The organism is Pelotalea chapellei (assembly GCF_018531195.1).
Taxonomy (GTDB): Bacteria; Desulfobacterota; Desulfuromonadia; order Geobacterales; family Pseudopelobacteraceae; genus Pelotalea; species Pelotalea chapellei.
In genome coordinates this window covers 119,510-133,043 of record NZ_JAHDYS010000006.1, presented here as the reverse complement: position 1 = coordinate 133,043, position 13,534 = coordinate 119,510, and the positions used below count along the sequence as shown (strand labels likewise).

Sequence of the window (13,534 nt, the reverse complement as noted above, 5' to 3'; positions counted from 1 at the left end):
GCGCCTCCCGCTGCTAAACTGTAAAAGGTTCAACACACTAGCAAAAAATGTGGTAAAAGAAAACGGAAAGCCATTTGAGAAAGGAGTATTATCACGTGACATTCATCCCCGGCTCTCTGCTGGTGACCGGCGGTGCCGGTTTCATTGGTTCCAATTTTATCCATTCCTACATAGCAAACAACCCCACCTGCAGCATAATCAATCTCGATGCACTGACCTACGCCGGCAACCTGAACAATCTCAAGGGTGTGGAAAAACACCCCGGCTACAGCTTTGTCAAAGGTGATATTTGCGATGCCGGATTGGTGGCCACTCTGCTGGCGGAACATAATATCGATGCCGTGGTGCATTTTGCCGCCGAATCCCATGTGGATCGCTCTATCACTGGCCCGGAAATATTCGTCCGTACCAACGTGCTGGGTACCCAGACACTGCTGGAGGAGAGCCGCAAGCACTGGCAGTCCGGTGCCGTGGAGGATTTCCGTTTTCTGCAGATCTCTACAGACGAGGTCTACGGCAGTCTGGGGGACAGCGGCTATTTCACCGAGACCACTCCCCTGGCCGCCAATTCTCCTTATTCGGCCAGCAAGGCGGGTGCCGACCTGCTGGTGCGGGCTTATCATGAGACCTACGGCATGCCGACGCTCAATACCCGCTGCTCGAACAACTATGGACCTTACCACTTCCCCGAAAAACTAATTCCTCTGATGATTCACAATATCATCAACTGTCGTCCATTGCCGGTTTACGGTGATGGCCGCAACGTGCGCGACTGGCTGCACGTGCGCGATCATGCCGCCGCCGTTGAGGTTGTGCTTAAAAAGGCAGCGTCTGGTTCAGTGTACAATATTGGCGGCAACAACGAGTGGCACAACATCGATATCGTCAATCTGGTCTGCGACCTCCTCGATGTGCGGCTGGGGCGCAAGCCGGGCGAGAACCGGGAACTGATTACCTTTGTCAAGGATCGCCCAGGGCATGACCGGCGCTATGCCATCGATGCCACCCGTCTGAAGAACGAACTGGATTGGGAACCGGCCCGAACCTTCGAGACCGGCATCCAGGAAACCATTGACTGGTATCTTGCCAATCAGGACTGGGTGGCGGAGGTCACATCCGGCGCCTATCGCGAGTACTACACTACACAATACGGGGACAAGGCATGATTCTGGTGGTAGGTGCTAATGGCATGTTGGGGCATGATATGATGGCCTTATTGGGAGATCGTGCCCGCGGTGTTGATATTGCTGATATCGATATTACTTCTATGGAGTCGACTGAAAGGGTACTGACCACCCTGCGCCCCTCTGTGGTAATAAATTGTGCAGCATGTACCAATGTGGATAATTGTGAAAGCGATGCGGATACCGCCATGCAGGTCAATGGGGAGGGTGTGGGCTATCTTGCCATGGCGACCCGCAGCATTGGCGCACGTTTGGTGCAGGTCAGTACTGATTATGTTTTTGATGGCAGCAAGGGAACCCCATACCACGAAGATGATGCCCCCCGGCCCTTGAATATTTATGGCGAATCCAAACTGGCTGGTGAAATGAATGCAGCTTTTAATCCTGATCACCTGATAGTTCGCACGCAATGGCTCTATGGCTTGCATGGGAAAAACTTTGTGGAGACCATGCTCGGATTGGCTAAAGAAAAAGATACACTGGCAGTTGTTGACGATCAGATTGGATCACCCACCTGGACTGTCGATCTTGCCAGATCAATTGCTGCGTTAATTGAGAGCAAATGTCAGGGTATCTACCATGCAGCAAATTCAGGATTCTGTTCCTGGAATGAATTTGCGCGTTCCATTTTCGAGGAAGCCGGACTGTCTGTAACTGTTACCGGCATGACTACGGAACAACTGAACCGTCCTGCGCGCCGACCGCTTTATTCCACGCTCGATTGCAGCAAGCTGGAGCAAGATGCGGGATTTAGACTTCAACCTTGGCGCGACGCGCTTCGTTCATATTTATCAGCACGAGCTGCACATTAGGAGACATCATGGAACGTGGAGAACGCCCCTGGGGCTCATACGTAGTTTTAGATGAAAATTCGAGTTATAAGATCAAACGAATAGAAGTAAAGCCTGGTCAGCGTCTGTCCTTGCAGAAACATCACCATCGCAGTGAACACTGGATTGTTGTATCAGGCAGCGCGAGAGTAACCTGTGGTAGTCAGGAATTTATCGTTAATGTCAATGAATCCACTTTCATTCCCATTGGTCAAAATCATCGGTTGGAAAATCCAGGCAAAATTCCGCTGGTGATCATCGAAGTACAGAGCGGTGAGTACCTTGGTGAGGACGATATTGTAAGATTTGATGACGACTATAATCGTTGTTCCCTTCATGCTCAGAACTAACCTGCGCTAAATGAAAAACGTACTGTATTATATTCGTTGGAGTCTGGCGCTGTTGATATTCATTCTGGCTGCTGGTTGCGCTTCTTCATCCACTGCGGTGATTGACGAGGAAATCGTAACCAATATCAAGCCAATGAATGTATATAAGTCTCTGATTATACGAGATTTTGAAGTGAAACCGGAGTTTTCAATCGATGATAGCGAGGCTGGTATGGATAAGCGTCAGCGCCGTTATGCCGCTGTGCCTTCGCAATTGTCCGGCCAAATTCTTCGTTATGTCACCTCACGTCGCATCTATCAGTCGGTTTCGCGCACTGAAGTTCCCACCGCCACCAGTCTCGTTCTAAGTGGTAAATTCACCAGGATGGGGCGGTTCCGAATTTCTATCGAGGCAACACTAACTGATGGCCAATCCGGGATTGAAGTTGCCTATTTTCGACAGACCCTCTGGGATATCGTTGACACCACTGAAGGGATTGGTCGTCTTGCCCATGAGATAGCTGATTTCATCGATCGCATCCAGTACAAATAGGAGAGCAACGTGTATATCGTCATTCTTGCAGGTGGTTCCGGTACCCGCTTCTGGCCATTGTCCCGGGTCGCTAAACCGAAGCAGCTTATCTCCATCACCGGTGACAGGACCATGCTTCAGCGTACTGTGGAACGTGTGCTGCCCCTCAAGCCAAAACGGATCCTGATTATCACCAACGCACTCCAGGCGGAAGAAACCGAACACCAGGTAAGCGGATATCGGGGTGTTCACATCGATGTGATCGCCGAGCCCGCAGGCCGCAACACAGCACCGGCCATTGGTCTGGCTGCCACTATTATTGCTGCCCATGATCCTGCCGGTGTAATGATCGTACTACCGGCTGATCACTTTATTAAAGATGAGGATGCCTTGCGTGATACCCTGTTGGCTGCAGTACAGTCGGCCCGCAAAGGCTATCTGATGACGCTTGGCATCATGCCCTCGCGACCCGAGACAGGTTATGGCTACATCGAAGCTGAAATGGAACTGCGCGGCGAAGGTCCTTTTCCGGTCAAGCGCTTTGTTGAAAAACCTCCCCTCGAGCAGGCCCTCTATTACCTCGAAGCAGGCAACTATTTCTGGAACAGCGGCATGTTCATCTGGCGTGCAGACATGATCCTGGAAGAGATTAACCAGTACATGCCGCAACTGTCCGCTGCACTAAAAACCATCTCCTTTTCAGAAGATGTATGGGAACTCTCTGATTTGGAAGGACAGATTGAGAAAGTATATGACAGTGTGGATAGTGTCTCCATAGATTACGGCATAATGGAACGTTCCACGAATGTGCAGGTAATGCCGGTTGAGATGGGATGGAGTGATGTGGGAAGCTGGAGCGCATTGCCCGAAGTGGTTGCGCCAGATGCCGAAGGTACCGTCTGCATCAATGCTGCCGGCAACATCGCCCTCGATTCTTCGGACTGCCTGATCTACTCTGATGGCCGCATGGTAGCCACCATTGGGGTTCATAACCTAATTGTGGTTTCAACACCTGATGCGTTGCTGGTGTGTGATCGTGAGAGAGCTCAGGATGTGAAAAAAATCGTTGAGGAACTATCCCACAGCGGCTCGACCGGATTACTATAATCCCCTGTATCAAAGTCCCTCTGTCACAGAGGGACTTTTTTTACCAGTATTGTCAACCTTGTATATTAAGTGGGTTGACCAGTGGAGTCTCGAGTGCAGCAATCTATACCTGATGAACTACAGCACATTCGCGAGCAGGGGCTGTATCGCTCCCTGCGAAGCGTGCAGGGGCGGCAATCGGCAAAGGTGGAGATGGCAGGAAGGGAAACCCTGCTGCTCTGTTCCAACAATTATCTGGGTTTGGCCGACCATCCAGCACTTGCAAGGGCTGCTGTTGACGCGGTAGAAAGACTTGGAACTTCAAGTGGAGCCTCACGTCTTGTTTCTGGCACCATGGAAATACACGAGCTGCTGGAATCAGCGGTTTCGGCCTTTAAACAAACCGAAGCGGCCCTGATTTTTAATAGCGGATATGCTGCGAACAGCGGCATCATTCCTGCCGTTGTGGGGCGAGGCGATGTTGTCTTTTCCGACCGTCTCAATCATGCCAGCATCGTTGACGGCATTTTGCTCTCTTCTGCCAAGCTGGTGCGTTATCCCCATAATGACATTCAGGCTTTAGACAGATTACTGGATAAGTACCGCGGCACAGGCCGTTGCCTGATAGTCACAGATGGTGTTTTCAGTATGGATGGAGATATTGCATTGTATGCTGAGCTGATTTCACTCAAGCAGCATCATGATGCGCTGCTGATGGTTGATGATGCTCATGGCTGCGGTGTACTGGGAACAGGAGGGAAGGGCAGTGCGGAAATGTGCGGAGTGATAAAGGATGTCGACATACATGTCGGTACCTTTGGCAAGGCCCTGGGCAGTTACGGTGCATATGCAGCACTTTCATTGGATCTGCGCGAACTGCTGATTAATCGAGCCCGCAGCTTCATTTTTTCAACGTCATTGCCGCCGGCTGTTGTGGCTGCTTCCCTTGCTGCACTTGAACTTATTGGGACAGAGGAGGGCAGGGAGCTCAGGAAGAAGCTTCATGCCAATGCCTCCTTGTTCAGGGGCTTGCTGGTGGAAGCAGGTTTTCATACCTATGGCACCACCCAAATCGTACCAATTATCACCGGCGATGCCACTGTAACCATGGAATTCTCTCGTCAACTGCTTGATGAAGGGCTCTTTGTACAGGGAATACGGCCCCCAACCGTGCCGCAGGGAGCCTCTCGACTCCGTTGTACAGTGATGGCAACCCATTCTGCCGATGATCTTGCATGGGCTGCCGAGCGTATCGCTGCCATCGGCAAAAGTCTGGGTATTATCTGATGCCGTGGTGTGAACTCGCAGGGGGGGGGCGTCGAATTTGGTATGAGGAACAGGGGCAGGGACCGGTGCTTGTTCTGTTGCATGGTTGGTGCATGTCATCTGCCGTTTGGCGTCTACAGGCCGATGACCTCTCCTCCAGGTTTAGAGTCGTGATGCCGGATCTGGCTGGTCATGGCAGGTCTGAACTATCTACTGGCTATGGTTTTGAAGCTTTTGCCGCTGATTTGGTGCAACTTTTTGTGCAGCTGGATCTTCGGGATGTTCTTTTGGCGGGATGGTCGATGGGGGCTCAGATTGTACTTACTGCTTACCAACAATTGCGTGAGCGTCTGATTGCCTTGGTATTGATTTCGGGAACCCCGTGCTTCGCTGCAACCGAATCATTCCCATACGGCCTGGGGCTGAAAGATGTTGAGGGGATGGCCCTGAAGGTGCGTCGCAGCACACAACGAGCACTGGCCGGTTTTACTGCCTTAATGTTTACTGCTGACGAATTACGCGAACCGGCAGTGGCCCGTGTTACCGCTGATGTCCTTGCTGCTGTTCAAATTCCTGAAGCTGAGGTCGCACTGCAGAGTCTTGATGCTCTCGCAGAAACGGATCTGAGTCATCTGCTTTCCACTCTGGATCTGCCTGTACTCGTGATCAATGGCGATCAGGACAGGATCTGCCTGCCTGAGGCCTCTACATACATGGCTGCTCATATTCCTGGAAGTTCCCATACTGTTTTTTCTGGAAGCGGGCATGCTTTGTTTCTTGTTCGTTCTGAAAAATTCAATACATGCCTTGAAAATTTTTGGAGGAGGGTGAGTGACCGTCGCTGCTACTAGAAACAGAATAGGAAAAGCCTTTCATCGCCAGGCAGGACAATATGATCAGCACGCTGTGGTTCAGAAACGTGTTGTTCAGCACCTGGAACGCCTGATCCAAGCTCATCTGGAAATTTCTCCTAAGCGGCTGCTGGATATCGGTTGTGGGACAGGAAACCTGCTTGCCTTGCTACAGAAACGCTTTCCTCTCTCCCGGCTGCATGGTCTCGATCTTGCCTTCAATATGGCTCTATCATCCTCTAATAAAATTGGAAGTGATGCATTGATTGTTAATGGCGATGCCGAACAACTTCCTTATCGTGACAGTTCTTTTGAGTTGGTGGTTTCCGCCTCCACTTTGCAGTGGATCGGCGATCTGGATGCATGCCTCAAGGAATGCTTTAGGGTTCTTGTGCCAGGTGGTCTGTTTTGTGCGGCTTTTTTTGGAGGTAATACGCTCTGGGAGCTGCAAGAAAGCTATCGGCAGGCTCTGGGAAATTGCGCCTTGTCTGATGGCAGACTGAGAAGGTTACAGCATTTTAAAAAGCTGGAAGAGGTGCATGCGGCATTGTTGGCAACAGACTTTGAACAGGCTGTAGTCGCCAGTGAGACTGAGATGGAGTATCACCCTGATGTTTCACATCTGCTGCGATCAATCAAGGGAGTAGGGGCTGCTACGGCTGCCGTGAACGACAGTGGCGGAGGGTTGGGGTGGCGTGGTTTTCTGCATAATATGCAGCGTATTTACAGTTCCAGGTTCCAGGATGACGGGAAGATTCCCGCAACCTATGAAGTTTTTTATATCATCGCCAGGCGCCCGCAATCGCCATTAGGTAGTAATGATCCTTTTTTTCAGGAGAGAAAAAGTTCTTCACTGAAGTGACACGCAGCGCGGTGGTCGGAATGCTTTAGTTCCAGTTCCGGCACTTCATGTATGCATTTTTCCCGTGCATAACGACAGCGGGTATGGAATCGACAGCCGGAGGGAATGGCGAAGGGAGAGGGTATATCATCTTTCAGGACAATCGGTCGTGGCCCGGCATCGTTGGTGATGCGAGGAACAGCGGCAAGTAGAGCCTCGGTATACGGGTGCAGGCAGCGCTGAAACAGTTGTTGTGCCGGGGCGCTTTCAACAATGCTGCCAAGATACATGATGCTGACCCGGTCGCAGACATGTTTCAATACAGAGAGATCGTGGGAGATGAACACCAGCGAAAGGTTATAGGTCGCCTTCATTTCCAGAAGCAGATTAATGATCTGGGCCTGGATTGAAACGTCCAGTGCGGAAACCGGCTCATCGGCAACAATGACTGCCGGTGCTGTGGCCAGAGCTCGGGCAATGCCGATACGCTGACGCTGTCCTCCTGAAAATTCATGAGGAAAACGATTGAAGAACTCCGGACGAAGCCCGACTGTTGCCATGAGTGCTTCTACCGTACTGCGTCTATTAGCTGCAGAGCCTGCCTGGGAAATGAGAAGTGGTTCGCTTATGATGTCGCCGATACGCATGCGAGGATTGAGAGAAGAAAAAGGATCCTGAAAAATCATCTGTGTCTGGCGACGAAACTTTTTGTACCTATCCGGTGAAAGGCCGGATATATTTTCACCTGAAAAACATATCTCTCCATCATCCGGTTGTATCAGTCCCGCCATCAGTTTGCCCAGTGTAGTTTTTCCGCAGCCGGACTCACCGGCAATCCCCATTGTTTCACCTATCGCCAGCTCCAGGTTTACATTATCAACAGCGGTGAGCACTCCTGAAGGACTTGTGGGGGAACGTTTCTGAGTGAATCTCTTGTAGAGATTATGTGCGCTAAGAATGACGGTAGTATCTTTCATATCCGGTTCCAGCAGCGTACGTAATGTCCTGGAGTCGTTTCTGTCAATGGTGGAACCTGCTGACGGCATTCCGGCAGAGGAATTGGACAACGCTCGCAGAATCCGCAGCCTGTCAGGTTGCTGTTCAGTCCGGGAGGTTGTCCGGTAAGTGCATTCAGTGGTTTCCCCGGCTCCGCGTTTTGAGGAAGTGAGGCAAGCAGGGCTTTGGTATAGGGATGACCAGGATTATGTAACAATTCAGGGCTGGCGGCAGATTCAACAATGCGTCCTGCGTACATGACGCAGGTAACATCCGATCGTTCTGCTATGATTCCCAAGTCATGGGTGACCAACAAAATCCCCATGTCACTATTACGACGAAGCGAATCTATCAGTTCAAGTATCTGAGCCTGGATGGTTACATCCAGGGCGGTAGTTGGCTCGTCGGCAATCAACAGATCCGGATTGCACGCCAGGGCCATGGCAATCACCACCCGTTGGCGCATGCCGCCACTCAACTGGTGAGGATAGTCGCGCAGCCGGTCTCCTGCCGCCGGCATGCCGACAGTACGCAGAAGTTCAGCCGCACGTTCAGCAGCATCCTTACGGGGCAACTTACGGTGCAACATCAGCGGTTCCATGATCTGATCCCCAATCCGTAAGACCGGGTTGAGTGATGTCATAGGTTCCTGAAAGACCATTGATATCCGGCTGCCGCGAATTTTGCGCATTGATTCTTCAGAAAGGCCGAGAAGATCAGTGCCATCAAGAACGATGCTGCCCTCTCGAATAAAACCTGGTGAAGGCACCAATCGCATTATTGAAAGGGCGGTCATTGACTTTCCTGATCCGGATTCTCCTACCAGGGCAACGGTTGACCCCTTGTGTATTGAGAGGCTAAGATCATTGACAGCGCATTGAACGCCATCCTGAAAAGGGAAACAGGTATGCAGTCGATCTATGGTCAGAAGAGGGGGCACGAAAAGACCTCATAGCTGTATACTGGCGGGAAGTGTCAGAGCGGAGCTGCGGCGGCGTAGATTGGTACCGCACCGTGAACTCTTGAGAACATACCTTCCTCAATAATCTCGGAGAACGCTGATACAATTGCGGGATCAAATTGTGATCCGCTGTTATCATACAGCTCCCTGAGTGCATTATCAAGGACAAGAGCCTTCCGGTACGGCCGGTCAGAAGTCATGGCATCGAAAGAATCGGCCACTGCAAGAATACGGGATTCAAGCAGCAGGTCCTCTTTTTTCGCTTTATTGGGATAACCAAAACCATCATAGCGCTCATGATGTTGTCCTATACAAATGCGTACATCCTGAAGAAAATCTATTGGCTCCAGAATTTTCATGCCGATCACCGGGTGTTGCTGCAATTCACGGATATCTTCCGGAGTCAATTTTCCTTCCTTGTGCAGGAGGGTTAAATCGATGCCTATTTTGCCGATATCATGAAGGATTGCGGCCCTTTCAAGGATTTGCATTCTGTCAGGGGGCAGGTTGAGGCGACGTCCGATTTCAAGGCTGTAGCGGGTAACTCGTTCTGAGTGGCCTTTGGTATAACTATCGCTGGCTTCAATAGCGGATACCAGGGCCTGAATGGTGTTCAGGTATGTTTGCTGCTGTTCTTCATAGAGAGTAGCATTTTTTATAGCTATCGCTGCCTGGGCAGCAATAGTAGTCAGCATTTCCAACTCATCGGCATTGAAATGAGAGTCATCTAATTTATTGACTACGTTAAGAGTGCCAATGACCTCGTCTTTAACCATGAGAGGCACGCAAATCAAAGTTTTTCTTTCATATCCCAGGTCGCTAAACCGGGCGAACTGGGGAGATTGGCTAATATCAGCTATTAGGAGCGGTTGGTGATTTCTGATCACCCAAGATGATACACTTGAATCTTGCATGGGAATCATTGTTTTGGCATACAGGAGTTTGCCATTCCCGATCAGGTTGGTTACATTCATGCAGTTGTTGTGGGCGTCGTAGAGGATTATGTATCCAATGTGGGCTTTGAGAGTTGTTGAGGTTGTACGGACAATCAAATTGAAAAGCCGGTCTATGTTCATGGTTGAGTTGATTGCCAAGCCAACCTTGTAAAGTGTGGATAGACGAGAAACTGCATTTCCAAGATTAATATTTTTCTGCTCAAGTTCACTGGCCAGATCGGCAATGGTATAGTTGGCCTGCTCTACTTCTTCAATCCGCTCTTCAAGGGAAATATTAAGATTTTCGATTTCTTTGAGTTGCTCCTCGAGCCTTTGATTCATTAGATGAGTTTCGTGGTGGTGAGCAAGTTTCTCCTGGGCTCGCGCGAGTTCACGCTCGTGTATAACGGTCGTTGACATTAGATCTTTGAGCTTGCAGGTCATCATGTTGAACTGCTTTGAAAGCAGGCTCATTTCGTTGGTGCTGTCGATATGGACGGCGAGATCAAAGTTGCCTTGTTCTATCTGCTGCATTGATTGAATCAGCATACGAATCGGATTGTCGACGTACATGATCAGAAGCGCAAGTGTAACGCCAATGATGAGCAGTATGAGCACTGCAGCAGAAACAATGGAGCTGCGCTGATCATCTTTTATATGGGCATTGAGGTGAACGAGGGAAAGTTCTGTTTCAAGTGTCGCAATATTAGGAGATGAGGCGGAATGGCAGCCGTTGCATTCGCTTGTATTCGGGATTTTTGAAAACGAGTGAAAAAAGTCAGATCCGGCAGAAAGAGTAATCCTGTCTTCCTTTTGTTTTGCCAGTGACTGAAGTTCGGCAGAGGAAATCGTCATCCCGACTTCTGCGGAATTTGCTGAGTGAAGTACGACTCCGGAGTCGTCTATGATACGTATTGCTTTTATATATTCCTGATTTTTAACTCCGGAAAGAATTCCATTAATTCCTGATGTATGGCCGTATTTCATCGAATTGTTAATGCTTCTGACGATGCTCTCAACTAGTATTCCAGAGGTCTGCAGGGCCACATCTTCAATGAGTTTCTTCTTATGCTGAAAAGTATATATGAATGTAATTGATACCATTGCTATTACAATGATAGCGACCATTCCGACTATCTTTATTTTTAGAGAATTTAAAATCACAGTAACCTTTTCATCGATTGAATGTACTTCATTGGAAATTGCGCTGTCTGCCGGGATCAATTACGTTAAATAACGAATTTGAAAAGTAAAAAGTTTCTAAAGCATGAATCGACTTTCTCTTAACATGGTCTTTTCAGTGAAATGCTACATTAATAAAAACGCTGCTGTTCAAGCATTTAAGTTGTAACGCCAATCATCTTAGTCTTATCACATTGTAATCTAATAACGCGGTTTGCTGCAGGTAGGGGTCTTACAGGTATTCATCATACAGTAAGCGTGCCAAAATCGGATCGCCATCGAATTTTAAACCATCGAACAATTTCAAAATGAATTGACAGATCATCAATAGTTGTGGTTCTATCTCTAGGTTTTGCGACTATTACACACTCACATATTGATTCCGATTTTGCTGGTAATTTTTCTTATTTTTTCATGGGCTCATGTTGAAACCGGCGCTGCTGCTCCCGATGAAACCATAAGAATTGCCATTTTAAAAAATAGTCCGTCGGTCACGATTGACGGAGATGGCTTATTGGCAACCAGGGATAACGGCGAACCGGTTCTTTTCAGTTCTCCGGTAAGTGTAAAGGCAGGGAAGGACTGTCTATTGGTCAACGGAGTCGGCTACACCAGGCTTTCTTTTGCTGCTTCAACGGCTGTGATTGTAAACGGCAAACCTTACCGAGGTGCTGCCGATATATTTTATGCTGATAAGGGTTTGCTCGTTGTTAATTCGCTTCCGTTGGAAGATTATCTGGTTGGTTTGATAAATTGTGAGATTTCATCGGCATGGCCCATTGAGAGTGTTAAAGCCCAGGCCGTAATTGCGAGAACTTACGCATTGATACGCAAGGAAGCGAAAAAAAATGCTCTCTATCATTTGGAATCTTCGGTAATGGACCAGGTTTATGATGGCTGTCTGATCGAGGACAGTCGTGCTAAACGTGCTGTTTCGGAAACTGCCGGTGAAGTACTTACCTATAACCGCAGGATCATCCAGGCCTTCTACCATTCGAGTTGTGGCGGTAAAACGGAAGCCGCAGAAAACGTCTGGGGAGCTTCACTTCAATATCTGAAAGGGGTGGAATGCAAGTACTGCCTTACCGCTACTTCAACTGCATGGGAACAGAAACTTGGGCTCAGGGAAATCGAAGAAAAATTTCGTGCTGCAGGCATCAAAATCGCAGGAATAACAGATATCAACGGTGGAACGCGTAATGATCGCGGGCGCTGGAAAAATATTGTAGTTGTATCTTCAAAGGGAGATGTCTCTGTAACAGGTGATCAATTCCGTAAAATTATTGGTTACGGCATCATAAAAAGTACCAATTTCGTTGTCAAAATTGGTAACGGAGAAGCATTATTTTCCGGGTCAGGCAATGGTCATGGAGTTGGTCTCTGTCAGTGGGGAGCCAAACAGCGTGCGCTTGACGGTTTTGGGTATACGGAGATTCTCGCCTATTACTATCCAGGAACAGAGTTGAAAAAAAATTCTGAGTTACGCTAAATGCTTGTCAAAGACTTTGATTATGTTCTTCCGGTAGATCTTATTGCCCGATTCCCTGCCCAGGAACGAGATTCATCAAGGCTTATGGTGCTGAATCGCCAGGAAAGTACGATTAGAGATCATCTTTTCAAGAATATCATCCAATTTCTTTCCCCTTTGGATCTGCTGGTGATGAATGATACGCGGGTTATTCCGGCCAGGCTTTTTGGACGGAAACCCACAGGTGGAAAAATTGAAATTTTTCTCGTTCGACGCACCGGTGATGATAAAGAAATTTGGTCCTGTCTGATAAAAGGTTCGAAGGGCATCCGTGAAGGGATGCTGATCTCACTTACCGAGGGCATAACAGCCCTGGTTCGTGGCAGGAAGGATTCTGAAACCTGGGAAATTGAATTCAGCGGAAAAGAACCTTTTGCAGAGTGGCTGGAGAGGGAAGGAGAGATGCCGCTTCCTCCCTATTTTCAACGGCCAGCAGGTAACATGGACCGGGAGCGATACCAAACAGTTTTTGCCAACGTACCGGGCGCTGTCGCCGCACCAACTGCTGGTTTGCATTTCACTCATTCTCTTTTGGCAGAATTAGAAAATGCAGGTATTAAAACGGCTCGCCTAACACTGCACACAGGGTTAGGAACATTTCAGCCGGTGCGGGTCGAACAGGTGCAGGAACATCGTATTCATGTTGAACGTTATTCAGTCCCTCAATCTACTGCGGATGCCATACGTGCTACCAAAAGTCGAGGGGGAAGGGTTGTTGCAGTGGGAACTACCACCGCACGCACCTTGGAATTTGCAGCTGATAATGAAGGTAACGTCAAGGCTGGCAGCGGCGAAGCAGATATCTTTATTTATCCCGGCTACCGTTTTAAATTAATAGATGCCCTGATAACCAACTTTCACCTGCCCGAGTCGACACTGCTTATGATGGTAGCCGCCTTTGCAGGAAAAGATTTTGTATTTGATGCCTATCGTAAAGCAATCCAGGATCATTATCGGTTTTACAGCTACGGCGATGCCATGCTGATTGTTTGAATTATACGACGTTCTACATT

13 protein-coding genes are annotated in these 13,534 nt (G+C 48.9%); 10 read left to right on the top strand and 3 right to left on the bottom strand.

Annotated features, from left to right (window positions below):
* The first annotated feature begins 95 nt into the window (after positions 1 to 95).
* The 8 genes from rfbB to bioC all read left to right on the top strand — a co-directional run bounded on the left by rfbB (position 96) and on the right by bioC (position 6,940).
* Positions 96 to 1,166 carry a dTDP-glucose 4,6-dehydratase gene (gene rfbB / locus KJB30_RS08130; RefSeq protein ID WP_214297847.1) on the top strand — a complete coding sequence of 357 codons (1,071 nt, stop codon included), beginning with the start codon at positions 96 to 98 and terminating at the stop codon, positions 1,164 to 1,166.
* Positions 1,163 to 1,996, top strand: a complete 834-nt coding sequence (rfbD, locus tag KJB30_RS08125) for a dTDP-4-dehydrorhamnose reductase (RefSeq protein ID WP_214297845.1) — start codon at positions 1,163 to 1,165, stop codon at positions 1,994 to 1,996. The genes rfbB and rfbD overlap by 4 nt, the downstream gene beginning before the upstream one ends.
* An 8-nt stretch (positions 1,997 to 2,004) precedes the next feature.
* Positions 2,005 to 2,364 carry a cupin domain-containing protein gene (locus KJB30_RS08120; protein WP_214297843.1) on the top strand — a complete coding sequence of 120 codons (360 nt, stop codon included), beginning with the start codon at positions 2,005 to 2,007 and terminating at the stop codon, positions 2,362 to 2,364.
* Between the two features lie 10 nt (positions 2,365 to 2,374).
* Positions 2,375 to 2,896: a hypothetical protein gene (locus KJB30_RS08115; RefSeq protein WP_214297840.1), complete on the top strand. Its 522-nt coding sequence runs from the start codon at positions 2,375 to 2,377 to the stop codon at positions 2,894 to 2,896.
* A 9-nt stretch (positions 2,897 to 2,905) separates the two neighbouring features.
* Positions 2,906 to 3,982, top strand: coding sequence for a mannose-1-phosphate guanylyltransferase (locus tag KJB30_RS08110; RefSeq protein WP_214297839.1), 1,077 nt, complete (start codon positions 2,906 to 2,908; stop codon positions 3,980 to 3,982).
* A 93-nt stretch (positions 3,983 to 4,075) separates the two neighbouring features.
* Complete coding sequence (bioF, locus tag KJB30_RS08105) at positions 4,076 to 5,248, top strand: 8-amino-7-oxononanoate synthase (RefSeq protein ID WP_214297835.1); 1,173 nt, start codon at positions 4,076 to 4,078, stop codon at positions 5,246 to 5,248.
* The gene (locus KJB30_RS08100; protein ID WP_367618949.1) at positions 5,197 to 6,078 is read left to right on the top strand and encodes an alpha/beta fold hydrolase; all 882 of its coding nucleotides are present in this window, start codon (positions 5,197 to 5,199) and stop codon (positions 6,076 to 6,078) included. The genes bioF and KJB30_RS08100 overlap by 52 nt, the downstream gene beginning before the upstream one ends.
* Positions 6,059 to 6,940 carry a malonyl-ACP O-methyltransferase BioC gene (gene bioC, locus KJB30_RS08095; protein WP_214297832.1) on the top strand — a complete coding sequence of 294 codons (882 nt, stop codon included), beginning with the start codon at positions 6,059 to 6,061 and terminating at the stop codon, positions 6,938 to 6,940. The genes KJB30_RS08100 and bioC overlap by 20 nt, the downstream gene beginning before the upstream one ends.
* On the opposite strand, the gene KJB30_RS08090 is transcribed toward bioC, so the two are convergent.
* The 3 genes from KJB30_RS08090 to KJB30_RS08080 are packed head-to-tail and all read right to left on the bottom strand — an operon-like array spanning position 6,910 to position 10,939.
* Positions 6,910 to 7,896, bottom strand: a complete 987-nt coding sequence (locus KJB30_RS08090; RefSeq protein WP_214297830.1) for an ABC transporter ATP-binding protein — start codon at positions 7,894 to 7,896, stop codon at positions 6,910 to 6,912. The genes bioC and KJB30_RS08090 overlap by 31 nt on opposite strands.
* Positions 7,893 to 8,855 carry an ABC transporter ATP-binding protein gene (locus KJB30_RS08085; protein ID WP_214297828.1) on the bottom strand — a complete coding sequence of 321 codons (963 nt, stop codon included), beginning with the start codon at positions 8,853 to 8,855 and terminating at the stop codon, positions 7,893 to 7,895. The genes KJB30_RS08090 and KJB30_RS08085 overlap by 4 nt, the downstream gene beginning before the upstream one ends.
* 35 nt (positions 8,856 to 8,890) lie before the next feature.
* Positions 8,891 to 10,939, bottom strand: coding sequence for an HD domain-containing phosphohydrolase (locus KJB30_RS08080; protein ID WP_246545578.1), 2,049 nt, complete (start codon positions 10,937 to 10,939; stop codon positions 8,891 to 8,893).
* Between the two features lie 568 nt (positions 10,940 to 11,507).
* Here KJB30_RS08080 and KJB30_RS08075 point away from each other — a divergent pair.
* Both KJB30_RS08075 and queA read left to right on the top strand, forming a co-directional pair.
* Positions 11,508 to 12,482, top strand: a complete 975-nt coding sequence (locus KJB30_RS08075) for a SpoIID/LytB domain-containing protein (protein ID WP_246545577.1) — start codon at positions 11,508 to 11,510, stop codon at positions 12,480 to 12,482.
* Complete coding sequence (queA, locus tag KJB30_RS08070) at positions 12,483 to 13,514, top strand: tRNA preQ1(34) S-adenosylmethionine ribosyltransferase-isomerase QueA (protein WP_214297824.1); 1,032 nt, start codon at positions 12,483 to 12,485, stop codon at positions 13,512 to 13,514.
* Positions 13,515 to 13,534 lie beyond the last annotated feature (20 nt).